15 protein-coding genes and 1 tRNA gene are annotated in these 19249 nt (G+C 69.4%); 11 read left to right on the top strand and 5 right to left on the bottom strand.

Features of this window, described 5'->3' with window-relative positions; translation table 11 throughout:
- Positions 1-8: 8 nt before the first annotated feature.
- The gene (locus tag IEW87_RS14750) at positions 9-653 is read right to left on the bottom strand and encodes a YigZ family protein (protein WP_188713163.1); all 645 of its coding nucleotides are present in this window, start codon (positions 651-653) and stop codon (positions 9-11) included.
- 53 nt (positions 654-706) lie between these two features.
- On the opposite strand from IEW87_RS14750, the gene IEW87_RS14745 reads away from it, so the two are divergent.
- Entirely contained in the window at positions 707-3214 is a 2508-nt protein-coding gene (locus tag IEW87_RS14745; RefSeq protein WP_188713162.1) for a DEAD/DEAH box helicase, read from the top strand.
- Between the two features lie 89 nt (positions 3215-3303).
- Here IEW87_RS14745 and IEW87_RS14740 read toward each other — a convergent pair whose 3' ends face one another.
- Entirely contained in the window at positions 3304-4677 is a 1374-nt protein-coding gene (locus IEW87_RS14740) for an AAA family ATPase (protein WP_188713161.1), read from the bottom strand.
- A 216-nt stretch (positions 4678-4893) separates the two neighbouring features.
- Here IEW87_RS14740 and IEW87_RS14735 point away from each other — a divergent pair, with 216 nt between their 5' ends.
- Positions 4894-6402, top strand: a complete 1509-nt coding sequence (locus IEW87_RS14735; protein WP_188713160.1) for a glyceraldehyde-3-phosphate dehydrogenase — start codon at positions 4894-4896, stop codon at positions 6400-6402.
- 4 nt (positions 6403-6406) lie between these two features.
- Here the strand turns inward: IEW87_RS14735 and IEW87_RS14730 are convergent, their stop codons facing one another.
- The gene (locus IEW87_RS14730) at positions 6407-6979 is read right to left on the bottom strand and encodes a helix-turn-helix domain-containing protein (RefSeq protein ID WP_188713159.1); all 573 of its coding nucleotides are present in this window, start codon (positions 6977-6979) and stop codon (positions 6407-6409) included.
- Positions 6980-7059: 80 nt separating this feature from the next.
- Between IEW87_RS14730 and IEW87_RS14725 the strand changes: the two genes are divergently transcribed.
- From IEW87_RS14725 to IEW87_RS14710, 4 genes are all read left to right on the top strand, one after another.
- Positions 7060-8337, top strand: coding sequence for an MFS transporter (locus tag IEW87_RS14725; RefSeq protein WP_229731236.1), 1278 nt, complete (start codon positions 7060-7062; stop codon positions 8335-8337).
- Between the two features lie 26 nt (positions 8338-8363).
- Positions 8364-8927 carry an asparagine synthase gene (locus tag IEW87_RS14720; RefSeq protein WP_188713157.1) on the top strand — a complete coding sequence of 188 codons (564 nt, stop codon included), beginning with the start codon at positions 8364-8366 and terminating at the stop codon, positions 8925-8927.
- A gap of 93 nt (positions 8928-9020) precedes the next feature.
- Positions 9021-9093: transfer RNA gene (locus IEW87_RS14715), tRNA-Arg, on the top strand.
- A 181-nt stretch (positions 9094-9274) separates the two neighbouring features.
- Positions 9275-11944 (top strand): phosphoenolpyruvate carboxylase, encoded by a 2670-nt coding sequence (locus tag IEW87_RS14710; RefSeq protein ID WP_188713156.1) that lies wholly within the window; start codon positions 9275-9277, stop codon positions 11942-11944.
- 53 nt (positions 11945-11997) lie between these two features.
- Here IEW87_RS14710 and IEW87_RS14705 read toward each other — a convergent pair whose 3' ends face one another.
- The gene (locus IEW87_RS14705; protein WP_188713155.1) at positions 11998-12444 is read right to left on the bottom strand and encodes a MarR family winged helix-turn-helix transcriptional regulator; all 447 of its coding nucleotides are present in this window, start codon (positions 12442-12444) and stop codon (positions 11998-12000) included.
- A gap of 249 nt (positions 12445-12693) precedes the next feature.
- Between IEW87_RS14705 and IEW87_RS14700 the strand changes: the two genes are divergently transcribed.
- The 5 genes from IEW87_RS14700 to IEW87_RS14680 all read left to right on the top strand — a co-directional run bounded on the left by IEW87_RS14700 (position 12694) and on the right by IEW87_RS14680 (position 18226).
- The gene (locus IEW87_RS14700) at positions 12694-14070 is read left to right on the top strand and encodes an NADP-dependent succinic semialdehyde dehydrogenase (protein ID WP_188713154.1); all 1377 of its coding nucleotides are present in this window, start codon (positions 12694-12696) and stop codon (positions 14068-14070) included.
- Entirely contained in the window at positions 14067-14978 is a 912-nt protein-coding gene (locus IEW87_RS14695) for a PfkB family carbohydrate kinase (protein ID WP_229731235.1), read from the top strand. Before IEW87_RS14700 ends, IEW87_RS14695 begins: the two co-directional genes overlap by 4 nt.
- 140 nt (positions 14979-15118) lie before the next feature.
- Positions 15119-16537: an inorganic phosphate transporter gene (locus IEW87_RS14690; RefSeq protein WP_188713153.1), complete on the top strand. Its 1419-nt coding sequence runs from the start codon at positions 15119-15121 to the stop codon at positions 16535-16537.
- 50 nt (positions 16538-16587) lie between these two features.
- Positions 16588-17424, top strand: coding sequence for an aldo/keto reductase (locus IEW87_RS14685; protein WP_188713152.1), 837 nt, complete (start codon positions 16588-16590; stop codon positions 17422-17424).
- A gap of 46 nt (positions 17425-17470) precedes the next feature.
- The gene (locus tag IEW87_RS14680) at positions 17471-18226 is read left to right on the top strand and encodes a lytic transglycosylase domain-containing protein (RefSeq protein WP_229731234.1); all 756 of its coding nucleotides are present in this window, start codon (positions 17471-17473) and stop codon (positions 18224-18226) included.
- On the opposite strand, the gene IEW87_RS14675 is transcribed toward IEW87_RS14680, so the two are convergent.
- Positions 18190-19233 carry an NAD(P)-dependent alcohol dehydrogenase gene (locus tag IEW87_RS14675; RefSeq protein ID WP_188713151.1) on the bottom strand — a complete coding sequence of 348 codons (1044 nt, stop codon included), beginning with the start codon at positions 19231-19233 and terminating at the stop codon, positions 18190-18192. The genes IEW87_RS14680 and IEW87_RS14675 overlap by 37 nt on opposite strands.
- Positions 19234-19249: the final 16 nt, after the last annotated feature.

The raw sequence follows: 19249 nt of genomic DNA, 5'->3' as shown, positions 1-19249 counted from the left end.
CCGGTCGTTCAGGCGATGACGTCGACGACGCGCGTCTCGCCGCGTACCGGCGTGAGCGCTCCAGAGGTCCAGGCCGCGACGTCGGCGTCGAGCGCGTCGAGCTCGGCGGCCGGAACCCACACCGCGAACGTGGCGGCGTCGGCGTACGCCACGTCATCGAGCACGGATCCGTGCTGCGACACCCAGTCGCGCAACAGATGGTCGACGCGACCTGCGTCAGCGTGGGGAACCGCGATCGCGGCGTGCGTCAGCGCTCGACGATGCACGATCCGTGCGCGATCGAGCGTTTCGGAGACAGCATTGCCGTAGGCGCGCACGAGGCCGCCGGCTCCGAGCTTCACGCCCCCGAAGTAGCGCGTGACGACGGCGACGAGGTCGGTCATCCCGCGGCGGCGCAGCACCTCGAGCATCGGCACGCCTGCGGTCCCCGAGGGCTCGCCATCGTCTGATGAGCGCGCCTGGTCGCCCGTGGCGCCCGTGACCATTGCGACGCAGTTGTGTCGCGCGTCCCAGTGCTGCTTGCGGATCTCCGCGATGAACGCGTCGGCCTCGTCAACGGACCCGACGGGCTGCAGGTGGGTGATGAATCGGGATCGCTTGATCTCGATTTCGTGGTCGACGCGCCGCGCGATCGTCGCGGGATACTCGGCCATCCTTCGAGGCTACCGGCGCACCGCGCCCAGGCGGGTCGGGCAGACTGGGGCGGATGCCTTCCCTGCTTGCTGCCGCGCGTGCCGCGGGCGACGACTCCGATGCCCTCTACGACGCATTCCTCGGCTGGTCGCTCGAGAAAGACATCGAGCTGTATCCGGCGCAGGACGAGGCCGTGATGGAGCTCGTACAGGGGAACAACGTGATCCTCGCCACCCCGACCGGAACGGGTAAGTCGCTCGTGGCGATCGCCGCGCACGCCATCGCCCTCGGCCGCGGGCAGCGCACGTATTACACCGCGCCGATCAAGGCGCTCGTGAGCGAAAAGTTCTTCGCGCTCGTCGAGACATTCGGCGCCGAGAACGTCGGCATGGTCACGGGCGACTCGTCGGTCAACGCCGACGCACCCATCGTGTGCTGCACGGCCGAGATCCTCGCGAATCTCGCGCTCCGCGAAGGCGCGGACGCTGACGTCAACCAGGTCGTGATGGACGAGTTCCACTACTACGGCGACCGCGACCGCGGGTGGGCGTGGCAGGTGCCGCTGCTGCTGTTGCCGCGCGCCCAGTTCCTCCTGATGTCGGCGACGCTGGGCGACACCACCGCCATCGAGCGCGACCTGACGGCACGGACGGGGCGCGAGACGGCCCTCGTCGCCGGAGCCGAGCGGCCCGTCCCCCTGCACTTCCGGTACGAACAGCGCCCCGTGCACGACGTAGTGGAAGACCTGCTCGCCGAACACGAAGTGCCCGTCTACATCGTGCACTTCAGCCAGGCCGGGGCGATGGAGCGCGCGCAGGCTCTCGCGAGCATCAACGTCACCTCCCGCGCCCAGCGTGACGAGATCGCCACGGCCCTCGGCGGATTCCGGTTCACCACGAACTTCGGCAAGACCCTCTCGCGCCTCGTGCGCGCGGGCATCGGCGTGCACCACGCGGGCATGCTGCCGCGCTATCGCCGACTCGTCGAGACGCTCGCGCAGCAGGGGCTGCTGCGCGTCATCTGCGGTACCGACACGCTCGGGGTCGGCATCAATGTGCCTATCCGCACGGTGCTCATCACGGCGCTGTCGAAGTACGACGGGACCCGCATGCGTCGGCTCGGCGCGCGCGAGTTCCACCAGGTCGCCGGCCGAGCGGGCCGCGCCGGGTTCGACCCGTACGGCAACGTCGTCGTGCTCGCTCCCGAGCACGAGATCGAGAACGCTCAGGCGATCAAGAAGGCCGGCGACGACCCCAAGAAGCGCAAGAAGGTGCAGAAGAAGCAGGCACCGAAGGGCTTCGTCAGTTGGAGCGAGCAGACGTTCGAGAAGATCATCGAAGCGGATCCGGAGCCGCTCACTCCGCGCATGCAGATGACGACCGCGATGCTGATCGGCGTCATCGCCCGCGGGGGAGATGTCGTCGCCAACGTCCGTGCGCTCGTCTTCGACAACCACCAGCCGCGACAGGAGCAGTACGCACTCGCGCGCCGCGCCCTCGAGCTGTTCCGCACCCTGCGCGATGCCGAACTCGTCGAGGTCACTGCAGTCGGCGAGATCCGCCTCGTCGTCGACCTGCAGCCGAACTTCGCCCTCAACCAGCCGCTGTCGCCGTTCGCGCTCGCCGCGTTCGACCTGCTCGATCCGGCAGGCGGCCCCGGATCCGTGGGCACGGGCGACTACGCGCTCGACGTCGTCAGCGTGGTCGAATCGACGCTCGACGACCCACGTCAGATCCTCGGTCAACAGGAGTTCAAGGCGCGTGGCGAGGCCGTCGGCGCGATGAAGCGCGAGGGCATCGAGTACGACGAGCGCATGGAACTGCTCGAGCAGATCACATACCCGAAGCCCCTCGACGAGCTGCTCTCCGAAGCGTTCGAGACGTTCGCGTCATCGCAGCCCTGGGTGCGCGACTTCCAGCTGTCGCCGAAGAGCGTCGTGCGCGACATGTATGAGCGGGCGATGAGCTTCGCCCAGTTCGTGCAGTGGTATCAGCTCGGACGCAGCGAGGGACTCGTGCTGCGCTATCTCTCCGATGCCTACCGCACGATCCGGCAGACGGTCCCGCCCGAGGCACGCACCGAGCCGCTCGAGGACATCGTCGAATGGCTCGGCGAGATGGTGCGGCAGGTGGATTCGAGTCTCGTCGATGAGTGGGAGACGCTGCTCGCCGGTCTCGACGCCCCGGAGGGGGAGGGGCCCGTCCTGCCGCCGTCGCCCGCGTCGGTCGTGCGGAACCGGCGGGCGTTCACCGTTCTCGTGCGCAACGCGCTGTTCCACCGGGTGCAGCTGGCGGCTCTCGAACGGGACGCCGATCTCACCGGCCTCGACCCGGATGCCGGCTGGCCCGCGGCGCTTGACGACTACTTCGACGAGCACGACGCGATCCTCGTCGGTGCGGCGGCGCGCTCGCCGCAGCTGTGCGTGATCGACGAATCGGATCCGTCAGTCTGGCGCGTCGAGCAGACGATCGACGACCCGGCGGGTCACCGAGACTGGCGGATCCGCGCGGAAGTCGACCTCGCGGAGTCGGCCGAAGAGGGCGAAGCGGTCGTCCGCGTCACGGAGATCGTCCGCCTCTGACCGGCCGACAAGTCCACAAGTCTCCGACGAGTCCGCTGCGAACAGCTGCGGACTCGTCGGAGACGTGTGGACTCGCGGGGAAGGTCGCGTCAGGCGGCGCCGGTGAGGCCGCGGGAGATCGTCGCCGCGGCCGCGAGCCACGCGCGCTGAGTCTCCGGCCGCAGGGCGCCGAAGTGCAGGTGACCGTCGATCATCGCGGGGTCGAACGGGATCTGCACGACGTCGCGCGTCAGCTTGCGGTATCCGTCGACCACGCGCCGGACCTCGTTCGCCGGCGCCTTCTGGTCGGCCTGGCTCACGATCGTCACCGCGTTCGCCGCGAGGCGCGCCGAGTGCTCGTCGCGATCGGCCAGTGCATCGAGCAACAGCGCGCCCGCCTCGGCGTGCTCGTCGCGTGTCGTCGTGGCGACGACCAGCTGATCGGTGCGGTCGATCATGCGCTGCCACAGCGGATCCGACTCGTCGTTGCCCGAGTCCATCACGATGAGGCGGTAGTAGCGCGCGGCGACGGAGTGGATGCGGTCGACGTCCTCCGCCGAGACGCGCTGCTCCGACGCGAGAGCGATCGGCTGCGACCGCAGCACATCGAACCGGTCCTGTCGCTGGTGGTGCACGAACTTCGCCACATCGGCCGCCTGCGCGTCCGCGGACAGCAGATGCTCCGCCGCCTCGAGCATGTCGTGCAGCGTGCCGTCGTGCGGGCCCTGCTCCGTGCGCCAGCCGAGCGTGCCGCGCGTCTGGTTGTTGTCCCACGACAGGACCCCTGCGCCGCCGAGCCGCGCGAACACGGCACTGAGCAGGATCGTGGTGGGGGTCTTTCCGGATCCGCCCTTGCCGTTCACGACGGCGATCGTGCGCGGTCCCGGCCAGTGCTGCGCGACCGACATCTGGTCCGCGCGCTCGGCGCGCTCCTCCGCGCCCGGACCCATGCGGATCCCCATGCGGGTCATCGCGCCACGGAAGCCGCGCGTGGCGGGCTCTTCGCGCGCGTCGCTCTCGAGTTCGCTCGTGAGGAACGTCTCGCGGTTCGCACGGCGGTTATCGAAATCGGCAGTCGACACGCTGCCGTCGGCCGGATCGTCGTCGGGTGCGCTGGATCCCGTGCGCACCGGGCCGGCATCGCCGGCGCGGCCGGCGGGGACGTACGACGGCCCCGTGTCCGCGGCGGCCGGGCGGGGCGGAGGCGGCGTCATCTGCACCGGCGCCGGCTCCCCCGCGGCGTACTCGACACGCTCGTCGCCGTCGACCACGAGCGGCCACTCGCCGTCGGGCTCGGTGACGATGACGCGCGTCGGGGCGCCCAGCTGCCGGGCGATCCCGGCGGTGAGGCGCACGATCTCGCGGCGTGCGTCCTCGGCGTGCGTCGTTGGGATCTGATGCGGCGTCTCGTCGACGACGAGGACTGCGGACCCATCCGGGTGGATCGTGGCGTGGAGCCCGTCCTCGTTCGAGCTGTCGCGCATGGCGCCCCCTTCGAAAATGCGCTGGTGGTGTGAAGCTCCCCAAGAGGGCAGCGGTTCCTCAGCCTACCGACTGTGTATCGATGGATCCCGAACCGACGTTCGTTGTCTATCGCGAAAGAATGCACTTTCTTGCGCCCGAATCGGCGCGCAGAACGACGTTTTCTAGCCGTACGCTCGAGATGACCGCTACCCGCGCGTGGCGCACCCGCCCGACGCATGAAGGAGTCAGATCGCGTGAGCACGCTCTACGAAGCCAGCCGCATCGAATGGGCTGAGCGAGAGGAACTGGCCGAGCGGATGATCCCGCTGATCGGCCGCCTGTACCGGCAGCACGGCATCGTCCCCTCGATCCTCGGACGCCGCCTGATCAACTGCTCGCCCCTCGAGATCCTGAAGGCGCACCGCTTCACCCGCAAGGTCGGCGACCAGGTGCTGGATCCCGTCAAGACTCTGGCCGTGCTCGAGGCGCTCGAACGCCTGGCTCCGGGGCCGGCTTCGCTCGATATCGCGCGACTCGTGACCGAGTTCGCCAAGGTCGGCGCCTCCTACGGCGGTCGCGAACTGGAGCAGTTCCTGCGCAGCGAGCTCGCCGAGGTCGTCGCCGCGGAGCCGGCGACCCCGACCGACGTCGTGCTCTACGGTTTCGGGCGCATCGGCCGCCTCGTCGCGCGCCTGCTCATCGCGCATCAGGGATCCGGTGACGGCCTGCGGCTGCGCGCCGTCGTCGTGCGCCGCGGGTCCGACGACGACCTGCTCAAGCGCGCCGAGCTGCTCAAGCGCGACTCCGTGCACGGCCCGTTCCAGGGCACCGTCGAGGTCGACGAGGAAGCGAACACGATCCGCGCGAACGGCACGCTGATCCAGGTCATCTATGCGAACGACCCCGCGAAGATCGACTACACCGAGTACGGGATCCACAACGCGATCGTCGTCGACAATACCGGGCGCTGGCGCGACGAAGAGGGCCTCGAGCAGCACCTCCGGGCGACCGGTGTCTCGCGCGTGCTGCTCACGGCCCCCGGCAAGGGCGACATCAAGAACATCGTCTTCGGCGTCAACAGCGACGAGATCGCCGACACCGACCGGATCCTGTCGGCCGCCTCCTGCACGACGAACGCGATCACACCGGTGCTCGCTGCGATCGACGAGGCGTACGGCGTTGACCGCGGGCACGTCGAGACGGTCCACTCGTTTACGAACGACCAGAACCTGATCGACAACTTCCACCAAGGATCGCGGCGCGGGCGCGCGGCGTCGCTCAACATGGTCATCACGGAGACCGGTGCGGCGAAGGCGGTCGCGAAGGCTCTGCCGCAGCTGAAGGGGCGCCTGACGGGCAGCGCGATTCGTGTGCCGACGCCGAACGTGTCGCTGGCGATCCTCAACCTCGATCTGAAGCGTGCGACGACGAAGGACGGCATCAACGCCTTCCTCCGCCAGACGTCGCTGACCGCCCCGCTCCGTCAGCAGATCGAGTACAGCGAGAACCCGGACGCGGTTTCGACCGACTTCGTCGGCACGAACCGTGCGGGCATCGTCGACGGACTGGCGACCATCGCCGACGGCGACGAGAACGTCGTGCTGTACGTCTGGTACGACAACGAGTTCGGCTACTCGGGTCAGGTGCTGCGCGTGCTCGAGCGCATGGCCGGTGTGCACCCGATGATCCTTCCCGTCCGTCAGCCGGTGGCAGCCGAGGGTGCACGGGAGGCCGTGCTGGCCTGATGTGTCAGATCGCGTCGTCCGCCGCGACGATGTCGATCTCATACATGTGCGACGGCGCCGACTCGTCGTGATTCGTTCGCGCCTCATCGATGAGCGCCTGGATGCGCTGGTGGAGGTCGCGGAACTCGTCGGGCGTCAGACGCGCGGCGTGCCGCGACATGACGCCATGCATCACCGCATCGCGCCCCGTGAGGTATTCCATCGACCAGGCGGCGGCTCGACGCACGATGTCGCCGTGGTCGGCAATGTGTCCGTCGACCACCACGGCGCCGAGCGCCTCGTCCGCGATCGGATCCTCGGCCGAGCCAAACGTGATCGACCGGATCGCCGGCACCCAGACGCGGTCGCGTCGGTCGCGCGCGCGGGACGGATCCTCTTCGATGATGCCTGCGTCCGCGAGCGTGCGGAGGTGGAAGCTGAGGCGGTTCGCGGGGATATCGAGCGCGTCGGCGAGGTCGGCAGCGCGAGCTGCGTCGAGGCGATCGAGTGCACGGAGGATCGCGCGGCGCACCGGGTGCGAGAACGCCTTGAGCATCGCGGTGGAGGCCGCGACCGATTCCTGCCCGTCACCGTCCATGCCACGAGTCTAACGAAACAGCACGAATAGTTGCGCAAGGTTAGTTGCGCAAGAAAAGCTGCGGGGTTATGGTGGCCGGTATGTCCACACCCTCCCTCTGGCGCACGCCGTCGTATCTCACGTGGTTGGTTGGCGACACGGCGCTCGGACTGACCCGCGCCCTCGTCGGGTTCGCGTTTCCCCTCATCGCGCTCGTGGTGACCGACGATCCTGCGCAGGCCGGCGCGATCGGCGGCGTCGGGCTCGCTGTCGCCGCCTTCTCGGGGATCGTCGGAGGCGTCTGGGCAGATCGGCACTCGCGGACGCGCCTGCTCGTCCTGGGTGCTCTGATCGGCGCCGTCGTCGCGGGCGGATTCATGGCGCTCGCGCTCGCCGACGCACTGACCTTCGTGGTCTTGCTCGCGATCGAGGTCGTGCTCGCGCTGCGCACGGGGGTCTTCGGGATGGCGGGGGAAGCGCTGCTCAAGGACATCGTGCCGAGCGGCGCGATCGGCCGCGCACAGGCGACCAACCAGGCACGCGACGCCGCCCTGAACCTCGGCGGCGGACCGCTCGGCGGCGTGCTGCTGACCGTCGGAGCGTGGTTCGTGGGGGCGGTGCTCCTCGCCTGCCAGGTGATCGCGCTCGTGACCGCGTGGCTTCTGCGGCGGCACGTGCCGGGGCATGCTCCGGTGCGTGCCGAGGCGCGACGGAGCGTGTTCGCGGAGGCTCGAGAGGGGTTCGCCTGGCTGTTCTCCCGGAGCGACCTGCGCGGCGTACTCGCGATCATCACGATCATCAACCTCGGACTGAGTACCGCGATAACCACCGTGATCTTCTCGCTCCAGCAGCGCGGGTTCTCTCCGACGGACATCGGCTGGATCGCCGCCGGCGCGGGGGCGTCGATGCTTGCCGGATCTCTTCTCGCGCCATGGTGCGTGGCTCACGTGCGTACCGGGATCCTTGCCGCCGTCGGTATCGCGGCGCTCGCCGCTGCTGTCGTCGCGCTGCCGTTCGTGGACGCCCTGTGGCCGACGGTCGCGCTGCTCGCGGGCGGCGCCTTCCTGATCCCCGCGCTCAACGCGGGCATGAGCGGCTACTTCATGGTCGCCGTGCCCACGCACCTCATCGGCCGCGCGAGCAGCGCCGCCTCGCTCTGCACGGCGGGGGCAGCGCCACTCGCGCCGGTGCTCGCCGGTGTCGGCCTCGCCGTCTTCGGGCGGCTCCCGACCCTCCTCTGTGCCGCAGCGCTGTGCGCCCTCGCGGCGCTGCTCGCCATCGCGAGCCGGCCGCTCCGTGCGCTCCCCGCCGAGAGCGGGTGGGCCGCGCACGCCGAGCGCAGCGCGCCTCCTTCTGTGTCCGTGACGCGCGCGGACTAGGATCGGAGGGGACGCGAGGAGGGGCCGTGAGGCGCAACGCAGAGGCGATAGAAGAGGGTGTCGCGATCGCCCTCGCTGCCGCGCGCCTGCAGCTGAAGAACCGGATCCTCGTCGACACGATCGTCGCGGGTGAGGACTTCGCCCTCGAAGCGTTCGGTGTGGATGCCCGGGAGGTGCTCATCGCGCTCGCGGACGAGCAGGACGGCGCGGCGTCGGCCATGACGACCGCCCGCGTGAAGGCCTGGGGGCGGCACTCGGATCCGCACGGCACGCACGATTACCGAGACCGCGACGTGCGCAACCTGCGTCGGCGTGCGAAGCAGTATGCGGGCGTGGCCAAGCGACTCCGTGCGCTCGCCGAGTCCGACGACGACGTCCATCGCCTCGTCGAGAAGGCCCGCGACGCCGCCTGGCACGACGTCGAGAACAACATCGACAACCGGCTTCGGATCGAGGCGATGCGCCCCGATGACGACCCGGACTACGCGCGCATGCGAGACGCGCGCATGGAGGCGCTGCGCCTCGTCGACCTGCAGAAGCTCTCCAGCGAGACGCGCGCGCGGGACGAGCAGACCGACGCCGCCAGCTGATACTCAGACACGCCCGACGCTCCGGAGGTGGGGGCGCCGATTTCCGCTCCACCCGTGGGGCAATGTAAGCTGTATGAGTTGTCACGGCAACGTGCGCCCCTAGCTCAACGGATAGAGCATCTGACTACGGATCAGAAGGTTGGGGGTTCGAATCCCTCGGGGCGCGCAGAACGAAAAGGCCCGGTTCCACGGAACCGGGCCTTTTCGTTCCCCGACGCAGCGCTTCGTGTGACGCTTGTGACCCTTTGCGACGCGACGAAGGGTCACAAGCGTCACACGAAGCGCTGCCCGCGCCCCTTGGGGCCCGGGCGTCGGGGGGAGCGGGCGCGTGGCGCTACCGTGGAGGAATGCCTTCCCCTACTCCTACCGAGGTTCTGGACGTCGTCGGCCGCCTGGAGGCGGAGCAGGAGATCCCGGACGAGATGCGCGCGGACGTGCGCCTGCTCGGGCGCCTGCTCGGCCACGTGCTGCTCGAGAGCGGATCCGACGGGCTGTTCGACGACGTCGAACGCCTGCGCGCCGCGACGATCGAGGCGTACACGGATCCGACGTCGGACGCCTTCGACCGGGCGACCGCGATCGTGAGCGGCTTCTCGCCCGCACGCGCCGACGAGGTCGCGCGTGCCTTCACCGTCTACTTCCACCTGGTGAACCTCGCCGAGGAACGCCAGCGCGTGCGCATGTTGCGTCGACGTGACGGCGCGGCCTCTCGCGATCCCCGCGGCACGATCTCCGGCGCGCTCACGGCGCTCGCCGACGAGATCGGCGACGACGCAGCGCGCGAGCGGCTCGGTTCGCTGTGCTTCCACCCGGTCTTCACGGCTCACCCCACCGAGGCGCGGCGCCGTGCGGTCTCGGCGAGCGTTCGACGCCTCTCGGACCTCGTCGACGCGCTCGACGCGGATCCGCGCGGCGGAGCGGCTGAGGACCGCACGCAGCGGCGGATGCGCGAGGAGATCGACACCCTGTGGCGCACGTCGCCGATCCGCCCCGAGAAGCCATCGCCCCTCGACGAGGTGCGCACCGTGATGGGTGTCTTCGATGACACCCTCTTTTCGGTCGTGCCCGAGATCTATCGCCGCGTGGATGACGCTCTGCAGGGCGCGGACAGTGGGGCACGCCCGCCGGCGGTGACGCCGTTCGTCCGCGTCGGCAGCTGGGTCGGCGGCGACCGCGACGGCAACCCGTTCGTCACCGCGAAGGTGAGCAGGAAGGCCGCCGCCATCGCGAGTGAGCACGTGCTCCACGGGCTCGAGCGCGCCGCGCTGCGCGTCGGTCGGGGGCTGACGCTGGGCACCGCCTCGACGCCGGCCAGCGCCGACCTCGACGCGCTGTGGGTCCGGCTGCGCAGCGCCGACGAAGACGCGGCGGCCGAGGTCGCGAAGCGCTCACCGAACGAAACGCACCGCGCAGTCGTCCTGCTGCTCGCGCGCAAGATCGTCGCGACGCGCACCCGCAACGCCGACCTCGCCTACCGCGACCCGGACGATCTGATCGCCGACCTGCGCATCGTCCAGAACTCGCTGGTCGCCGCGAGCGCCACGCGCCAGGCCTACGGCGAGCTCCAGGAGCTCATCTGGCAGGTCGAGACCTTCGGTTTCCATCTGGCCGAGCTCGAGGTACGTCAGCACTCGGCTGTGCACGCGAAGGTCCTCGCGGAGCTCGAGGCTGGGGGAGAGCGCAGCGAGCTGACCGAAGAGGTCCTCGAGGTCTTCCGCGCCATCGCGTTCGTACAAGATCGCTTCGGCCCGCGCGCCGCGGGGCGGTACATCGTGTCATTCACACAGCAGACGCAGGATCTCGCGAACGTCCACCGGCTCGCCCGCTACGCCGTCGGCGAGAATGGCACGCCGCCCGTGCTCGACGTGATCCCCCTGTTTGAGACGTTCGACGACCTGCAGGCGGCTCCCGGGATCCTCGCGGAGATCGTCGACGAGCCGAACTTCGCGGCGCGCCTCGCGCAGACCGGGCGCCGACTCGAGGTGATGCTCGGATACTCCGACTCGTCGAAGGACGTCGGACCCGTCGCCGCGACGCTCGCGCTGTACGAAGCGCAGGCGGCGATCGCGGAGTGGGCACGCGACCAGAGCATCGAGCTGACGCTCTTCCACGGCCGCGGCGGCGCCCTCGGCCGCGGCGGCGGACCGGCGAACAGCGCGATTCTCGCTCAGCCACCACACTCCGTTGACGGGCGCTTCAAGCTCACGGAGCAGGGCGAGGTGATCTTCGCCCGCTACGGCGACCCCGACATCGCGATGCGTCACGTCGACCAGGTGGCGGCCGCGATCCTCACCGCGTCGGCGCCGTCGAACGAAGAGCGTAACCGCTCCGCGGCGACGCGGTTCGCCGACATCGCCCAGAGCATGGAGGCCGCCTCCCGCGCGCGGTTCTTCGACCTCGTGAAGGCCGACGGCTTCGCGCCGTGGTTCGCGACCGTGACGCCGATGGAGGAGGTCGGTCTGCTGGCGCTCGGCTCGCGTCCGGCCCGGCGCGGTCTGTCGGTCGAGTCCCTCGAAGACCTCCGCGCGATTCCGTGGGTGTTCGCGTGGACGCAGGCTCGGATCAACCTCGCCGGCTGGTTCGGCCTCGGCACCGCGCTCGACGCGGTGGGCGACGAGAACCTCCTCCGCGAGGCCTACGCCGAATGGCCGTTGTTCCGCACGATGATCGACAACGTTGCGATGAGCCTGGCGAAGACCGACGACCGCATCGCGCACGAGTACCTCGCGCTGGGCGACCGGGAGGATCTCGCGGCGCTCGTCCGGGACGAGATGGCTCTCACCCGCGACTGGGTCGTGCGGATCGTCGGCGGCAACGGCCTGCTCTCGAACAAGCCGGTCCTGCAGCGCGCGGTGAAGCTCCGCAGCCCCTACGTCGACGCGCTGTCGCTGCTGCAGCTGCGCGCCCTGCGGGCGCTGCGGGACGCCCCCGAGGGCGCCGATGCGGATCCGGAGGTGCAGCGCCTGCTGCTGCTCGCAGTGTCCGGCGTCGCCGCGGGGCTGCAGAACACGGGGTGACGCTCGGGCGCGCGTGACGGCGTCACGCCGTCACGGCCCGCGCCTCCGCCGGTTTACGCGGGTGAAACGTCAGAGGCGTCGCGCAGCTTCTGCGTGAGCGCCGTGAGCGTGCGCAGCTCATCCGTCGACAGCGTCGACATGCGCTCCGCGATGTGGCGACCGTGGGTCACCGCGAGTGCGCGGAACTGCCGCACGCCCTCCTCGGTGGCGGTCACGAGTGCGCCGCGTCCGTCCTCCGGATCCGGCTGCTTTGTCACGAGCCCGCGCGAGATCATCTTGTCGATGAGGCGAGAGACACTCGGCTGGCTGATGAGGATGTTGCCCGTGATGTCGCGCAGCCGGGCGGTGTTGCCGGGGGCGCGGACCACGGTCAGCAGCACGTCGTATTCCGACTGGTACAGCGAGGAGCCGCTGAAGTCACGTTTCAATTCGTCGAAGATCTCGTACTGGGCGCGGAAGAGGTTCTCCCACGCTTCGACGGCGAGGCGGCGATCCGGCATACATGCAAGTGTATGCGTCTCCTGCGCGAGGACGAGGAAAGGGCCCGGGTGAAGTATTCTTCAACCGGGCCCATGTCCCTTGCACCAAGAGTGTCCTGCAATCACATGCCGGTGACCGCCACAGCAAAACGATCACCGTGCGCATCACTCTATAACGGTGAGGTAACGGATAGCAAGAGATTTCCGTTACGTTTCTGTTATTCATCATTCGCTCATCACAATCATTCAGGTTCAGAGAGGAGCCCGGCTATGGCCATCGCGACGACGAACCCCACGACGGGGAAAATCGAGCAGACCTTCGAGGCGCACTCCGAGGAGGAGGTCGAGCGCCGCATCGCGCTCGCGCAGTCGGGATTCGAGGACCTGCGGGCGACGACGTACGCGGAGCGCTCCGGCTGGATGCGCCGCGCCGCGGACATCCTCGAGGAGAGCATCGAGGAGCTCGCGAGCCTGATCACCCTCGAGATGGGCCGACCGATCGCCGGTGCGCGCGCCGAGGTCACGAAGTCGGCCAAGGGCCTGCGCTTCTACGCGGACAACGCCGAAAGCTTCCTCGCGAGCGAGCAGCTGGATGACCCGTCGGTCGTCGGCGCCTCGCGAGCCGGCAAGACGTACGCGCCCCTCGGCGTCGTGCTCGCCGTCATGCCGTGGAACTATCCGCTGTGGCAGGTGCTGCGGTTCGCCGGTCCCGCTCTGATGGCCGGCAACGCGGGCCTGCTCAAGCACGCGTCCAACGTGCCGCAGGCCGCCCTCTTCCTCGACACGCTGTTCGAGCGCGCCGGGTTCCCGACCGGCGCCTTCCAGACGCTGCTGATCCCCGCCGCGCGCGTCGAGGGCGTCCTCCGCGACCCGCGCGTGAAGGCCACGACGCTCACCGGATCCGAGCCCGCGGGCCGCTCGCTCGCGTCGATCGCGGGTTCCGAGGTCAAGCACGTCGTCCTCGAGCTCGGCGGTTCGGATCCGTTCGTCGTGATGCCGTCGGCCGACGTCGAGCGCGCCGCGACCGTCGCCGTGACCGCCCGCAACCAGAACAACGGGCAGTCGTGCATCGCCGCGAAGCGGTTCATCGTGCACACCGACGTCTACGACGAGTTCGCGCGACTGTTCTCCGAGAAGGTCGCCGCGCTCACCGTCGGGGATCCCTTCGAGGACTCGACCGACGTCGGCCCCGTTGCGACGAAGTCCGGCCGCGACGAGCTCGCCGAGCAGGTGCGCGACGCGGTCGACAAGGGTGCCGAGGTGCTCGCCGGAGCGCGGGTTCCCGAACGCGACGGGTGGTTCTACGAGCCGACCGTGCTTGCGGGCATCACCCCGGAGATGCGCCTGCACCTCGAGGAGGCATTCGGCCCCGTTGCGACGGTCTACCGCGCTGCCGACCGCGAGGAGGCCCTGAGTATCGCGAACGGCACGACCTTCGGCCTCAGCTCCTCGGTCTGGACGAACGACGACGACGAGGAAGACTGGTTCGTGACGAACCTCGACGCGGGCGCCGTGTTCGTCAACGGCATGACCGCATCGCACCCCGAGCTGCCGTTCGGCGGCGTGAAGGACTCGGGCGTCGGTCGCGAGCTCGCGGCGGAGGGTATCCGCGAGTTCTGCAACGTCAAGACCGTCTGGAAGGCGTGAGCTCCGGCGCGACGTCCCGATCGGATCCGGCCGGCGTGCTCGTCGTCGGCGAAGCGCTCATCGACATTGTCGACGACGGCGCACGCCGCGATGAGCACGTCGGCGGGAGCCCGGCGAACGTCGCGCTCGGTCTCGGACGGCGGGGCGCAGACGTCGCGCTCCTCACACAGATCGCGCGCGACGAGCGCGGCCGCCGAATCGCCGAGCACGTGACGGCCTCCGGCGTGCGCATATGCGATGAATCCTGGTCGCTCGAGCGCACGTCGACGGCGCTCGCGCGGATCGGATCCGACGGGGCGGCGACGTACGCATTCGACATCGTGTGGGACGCGCTGCGCGCGCCGGAGGGGATCCGTCCGCGCGTCGTGCACACGGGATCCATCGCGACGACCCTCGAGCCCGGGGCGGCTGCGGTCCGCGACGTGATCGCCGGTCTGGGCGCGGACGAGGTCACGTTCGACCCCAACATCCGCCCCGCGCTCGTCGACGACCGCGACGTGGCCCTCGCCCACGTCGACGCGATGATGCGGCTCGCGACGACCGTCAAGCTCAGCGATGAGGACGCGGCGTGGCTGTTCCCCGGCGACGACGTCGATGCGGTGCTCGACCGGATCCTCGCCGTGGGACCGCGCCTGGCGGCCCTCACGATCGGTGCGGAGGGCGCGGTACTCGCCACCGCGCAGGACCGTGTGCCCGTGCCGCCCGTCGCCGTCGACGTCGTCGACACGATCGGGGCCGGCGATACGTTCATGGCGACGATGATCCACGCGCTGGCGTCGCGACCGGCCGGTCCCCTCGCCTGCGGCGATCTCGAAGCGATCGGGCGCGACGCGGTCCGAGCCGCCGCCGTCACCGTCTCTCGGGCGGGTGCGGACCTGCCCTGGGCCGCCGAGCTCGCCGACGGATGACGACGCTCGCACCACTGTCTGTACCGCCTCGCGGTCACCTGTTGTTACTCTCGTGTTGGTCATTCGTTCACCTCTCGGTGTGAGCGCGTGGCCGGGCGTCCGCCGGGCGTCCCTCCACGTACTCCAGGGAGACAACAGCGGTGGCGACCGACACCCCCTCGAAGCCGGAACCCGACCCCGACGAGGGCCCCAGAGACTTCGAAACACCGGACCCGCAGGATAAGTGGTGGCATCTCGGCTTCGGCGGGCTGCTGGCGATCTGCCTGGTGACGTTCACGCTGTGGTCGTTCGGGTGGGTCTCTGACGGCACCAACCGTGTCCTGCTGATCACCGCCATCGTGTTCGGCGTCTTCATGGCGTTCAACATCGGTGGCAACGACGTCGCGAACTCGTTCGGCACGAGCGTCGGATCCGGCACCCTGACGATGAAGCAGGCACTTCTCGTCGCCGCCGTGTTCGAGGTCTCCGGCGCCGTGCTCGCGGGCGGTTCCGTCACCGACACGGTGCGCAGCGGCATCGTCGACATCCAGGTCGTCAATCAGAGCCCGGACGATCTCGTCTACATTATGATGTCGGCGCTCCTCGGCGCGGCGCTGTGGCTCTTCCTCGCCACGCGCATGGGCTGGCCCGTCTCGACCACTCACGCGATCATCGGCGGCATTGTCGGCGCCGCGGTGACGATGGGGCTCAAGACGGGGCTCGGCGGCCTCGAGATGGTGCAGTGGGAGTCGATCGGTCAGATCGCGCTCTCCTGGGTTCTCTCGCCGCTGCTCGGGGGCGTCGTCGCGTTCGGGATCTTCTGGCTGATCAAGCGGTTCATTCTGAGCCCCGCGCAGGACGACCGTGAGGAGGGGCACTACGCGTTGCAGACGCTCGTGCCCATCGTCGCCGCCGTCGCGGCGATCATCCTCGCCGGCATGCTCCTGGTGAAGGGACTGTCGAACCTCGAAGTCGCCGTTGATCCCGTCGTCATCGCGTTCCTCATCGCGATGATCGGCATCGCCGTCTGGGCGGCCGTGTACGTCTTCGCGAAGTCGCTCAAGAAGAAGAAATTCAAGAAGGCCGCCTTCATCCTCTTCTCCTGGATGCAGGTCTTCACCGCGAGCGTGTTCGCGTTCAGTCACGGCGCCAACGACATCGCCAACGCCGTCGGACCCTTCGCCGCGGTGCTCGACGTGTTCCGCACGGGCCGGGTCGGCGAATCGGCGGCCGTTCCGCTGCCGATCCTCATCACGTTCGGCATCGCCCTGTTGGCCGGACTCTGGTACATCGGACGTCGGGTCGTGTCGACGGTCGGTAAGCGGATCACCGAGATCCACCCCGCGAGCGGGTTCTCCGCCGAACTCGGCGCGGCGGGCGTCGTCATGCTCGCGTCTGTACTCGGCCTCCCCGTGTCGTCGACGCACATCCTCATCGGAGCCGTCCTCGGCGTCGGGCTCGTGAACAAGGCGGCCAACTGGCGCCTGATGCGGCCGATCGCGCTGGCATGGGTCCTCACGCTTCCCGCGGCGGCCGCCGTCGGATCGGTCGGTTACCTCGTCCTCAGCGCGGTCGCCTGACCCCGCGGTCCAGTTAGAGTCGAAGGGATCCGCAGAGGAAGGAACCCGCGATGACGATCGACATCCCCCAGATCACCCTCAATGACGGCCACCGGTTCGCGGAGGTCGGGTTCGGAACCTATCGCCTGACGGGCGACGACGGCATCGCAGCGATCGCGTCGGCGATCGAGACTGGCTACCGCGTCGTCGACACAGCCGTGAACTACGGCAACGAGGCCGAGGTCGGCGAGGCCGTGCGCTCCAGCGGCGTCGGGCGGGACGAGGTCATCGTCACGTCGAAGATCCCCGGCCGGCACCACGGGTACGACGAGGCGATCGCGTCGACGCGCGATTCGCTGGCGACGCTCGGGCTCGATCGTCTCGACCTCCACCTCATCCACTGGCCGAACCCGAGCGTGGACCGCTACGTCGACACGTTCCGCGGCATGCTTCGGCTCCAGGACGACGGCCTCATCCGCTCCGTCGGGGTGTCGAACTTCACCGAGGCGATGCTCGACCGCCTGATCGAGGAGACGGGCGCGATCCCCGCTGTCAACCAGGTCGAGATGCACCCCTACTTCCCGCAGACCGCACTCCGGGCGTTCCACGAGACGCACGGGATCCGCACCGAGAGCTGGAGCCCGCTCGCACGGCGCACCGAGCTGTTGTCGGAGACGACGATCACCGAGGTCGCAGCGGCGCACGGCGTCACCCCGACGCAGATCGTGGTGCGCTGGCACGTGCAGAACGGATCCACGCCGATCCCGAAGTCGGCGCACGCCGATCGCCAGCGGGAGAACGCCGACGTGTTCGGCTTCACGCTGACGGACGACGAGGTCGCGCGCATCTCGGCGCTCGAGCGCGGCCGTCTCTGGGACGGCGACCCGAACACGCACGAGGAGATGTGACGCGCCGCCAGTCGCCTCATATGAACCGTCGGCGACAATAGCTCGCGTGGGAGCGAAGAAGACGGCGGGCATCGTGGTCGGCGGCCTGGCCCTGATCGCGGCGGTCGGTGCGGTCGGGGTCATCGGCGTGACCGCGATCATCTCCTCGATCTCGTTCGAGGCTCCGTCCCTCGGTGACGAGGCGGCCGATCGCGTCCCCCAGGAGACCTCGGCGACCCCCGTCGCCGCTCCCGACGACGACGCATGGATCACCGCGGTCGCGGACGAGACGGGGATCCCCGAACGCGCTCTCGTCGCGTACGTCGCGGCAGACGCGTACGCCCGCGGGGAACTCGGCTGCGAGGTCGGGTGGAACACCCTCGCCGGGATCGGCTGGGTCGAGAGCCATCACGGCACCCTGCAGGGCGGATCCATCGACGCCGACGGCGTCGCGCGCCCCGAGATCCGCGGCATCCCGCTCGACGGCACGAACGAGACCATGCGGATCCCCGACACCGACGGCGGCGCGCTCGACGGCGACACGCAATGGGACCGCGCCGTCGGCCCTCTGCAGTTCATCCCCGAGACGTGGTCGATCTGGGGCGTCGACACCGCCGGGGACGGCGGCGCGGATCCGCACAGCATCGACGACGCCGCCGCGACGGCGGCGCGCTACCTCTGCCGGCTCGACGGCTCCCTCACCTCAGAGGAGACGTGGGTGCGTGCGATCCGCTCCTACAACGACGTGTTCGACTACCAGGTGCGCGTGGCGTCGGCGGCCGAACGCTACGCGAGCGTCGCCGCGTCGATGACGAACCGGTAGCGCACGTCTCCCGCGACCGTGCGGTCGTACGCCTCGTTGATCTGGTCGGCGGTGATCAGCTCGGTCTCGGGGGCAATGCCGTGCTCGGCGCAGAACTCGAGCATCGCCTGCGTCTCGCGGATCGACCCGATGTTCGAGCCCGCGAACGACTTGCCGCCGCCGATCAGGGATCCGACCCGCAGCGCGAGCGGCTCGGGAGGCAGCCCGACGTTCACGAGCGCGCCGTGCGGCCTCAGCGTGCGCAGGTAGGCGTTGACGTCGTACGGCGCGCTGATTGTGTTGATGATGAGGTCGAAGGTGCGCGTGAGCGCGCGCAGTGCGCCGTCCTCGTTCGTGGCGACGTGCCGCGCCGCGCCGAAGGAGAGCGCGTCCGCCTTCTTCGCGTCGGTGCGGGAGATCGTCGTGACCTCGGCTCCCATCGCGACGGCGATCTTCACGGCCATGTGACCGAGTCCGCCGAGCCCGACGACGGCGACCTTCCTTCCCGGTCCCGCGCCCCAGCGCGCCAGCGGCGAGTACGTCGTGATGCCCGCGCACAGCAGGGGAGCGGCCCTGTCGTAGGGGATCGCCTCCGGGACGGCCAGCACGAAGTCCTGATCGACCACGACGTGGGTGGCGTACCCGCCCTGCGTGGTCGTGCCGTCGACATCGGTGGAGTTGTACGTGCCGACGTTGCCGTTCGCGCACATGTGCTCGTCACCGGCCAGGCATTCGTCGCACTCCCGGCACGAGTTCACCATGCAGCCCACGCCGACCCGGTCACCGACCGCATGCTTCGTAACCTCCGCGCCGGTCTCGATGACCTCGCCGACGATCTCGTGGCCGACCACCTGCGGGAAGGTGATCTTCCCCCACTCCTCGCGGACCGTGTGGATGTCGCTGTGGCAGATGCCGGAATAGCGGATCGCGATCATCACGTCGCGCGGACCGACGTCGCGCCGCTCGATCGTCAGTGGAACGAGGGGATCCGTCGCGGACGTCGCGCCGTATGCATTGACGGTGAGCATGAGGACTCCTGTCGGG

The sequence above is a fragment of the Microbacterium faecale genome (assembly GCF_014640975.1).
In the GTDB taxonomy this organism is placed as follows: domain Bacteria; phylum Actinomycetota; class Actinomycetes; order Actinomycetales; family Microbacteriaceae; genus Microbacterium; species Microbacterium faecale.
Note: the sequence above shows the minus strand (reverse complement) of the source record. Positions and strands in the feature narration are given on the sequence as shown.

What these genes read in the sequence shown, in the direction of transcription:
- IEW87_RS14750 (WP_188713163.1), bottom strand. Translation starts at nt 653, where the DNA reads ATGGCCGAGTATCCCGCGACGATCGCGCGGCGCGTCGACCACGAAATC.
- IEW87_RS14745 (WP_188713162.1), top strand. Translation starts at nt 707, where the DNA reads ATGCCTTCCCTGCTTGCTGCCGCGCGTGCCGCGGGCGACGACTCCGAT.
- IEW87_RS14740 (WP_188713161.1), bottom strand. Translation starts at nt 4,677, where the DNA reads ATGCGCGACAGCTCGAACGAGGACGGGCTCCACGCCACGATCCACCCG.
- IEW87_RS14735 (WP_188713160.1), top strand. Translation starts at nt 4,894, where the DNA reads ATGAAGGAGTCAGATCGCGTGAGCACGCTCTACGAAGCCAGCCGCATC.
- IEW87_RS14730 (WP_188713159.1), bottom strand. Translation starts at nt 6,979, where the DNA reads ATGGACGGTGACGGGCAGGAATCGGTCGCGGCCTCCACCGCGATGCTC.
- IEW87_RS14725 (WP_229731236.1), top strand. Translation starts at nt 7,060, where the DNA reads ATGTCCACACCCTCCCTCTGGCGCACGCCGTCGTATCTCACGTGGTTG.
- IEW87_RS14710 (WP_188713156.1), top strand. Translation starts at nt 9,275, where the DNA reads ATGCCTTCCCCTACTCCTACCGAGGTTCTGGACGTCGTCGGCCGCCTG.
- IEW87_RS14705 (WP_188713155.1), bottom strand. Translation starts at nt 12,444, where the DNA reads ATGCCGGATCGCCGCCTCGCCGTCGAAGCGTGGGAGAACCTCTTCCGC.
- IEW87_RS14700 (WP_188713154.1), top strand. Translation starts at nt 12,694, where the DNA reads ATGGCCATCGCGACGACGAACCCCACGACGGGGAAAATCGAGCAGACC.
- IEW87_RS14685 (WP_188713152.1), top strand. Translation starts at nt 16,588, where the DNA reads ATGACGATCGACATCCCCCAGATCACCCTCAATGACGGCCACCGGTTC.
- IEW87_RS14675 (WP_188713151.1), bottom strand. Translation starts at nt 19,233, where the DNA reads ATGCTCACCGTCAATGCATACGGCGCGACGTCCGCGACGGATCCCCTC.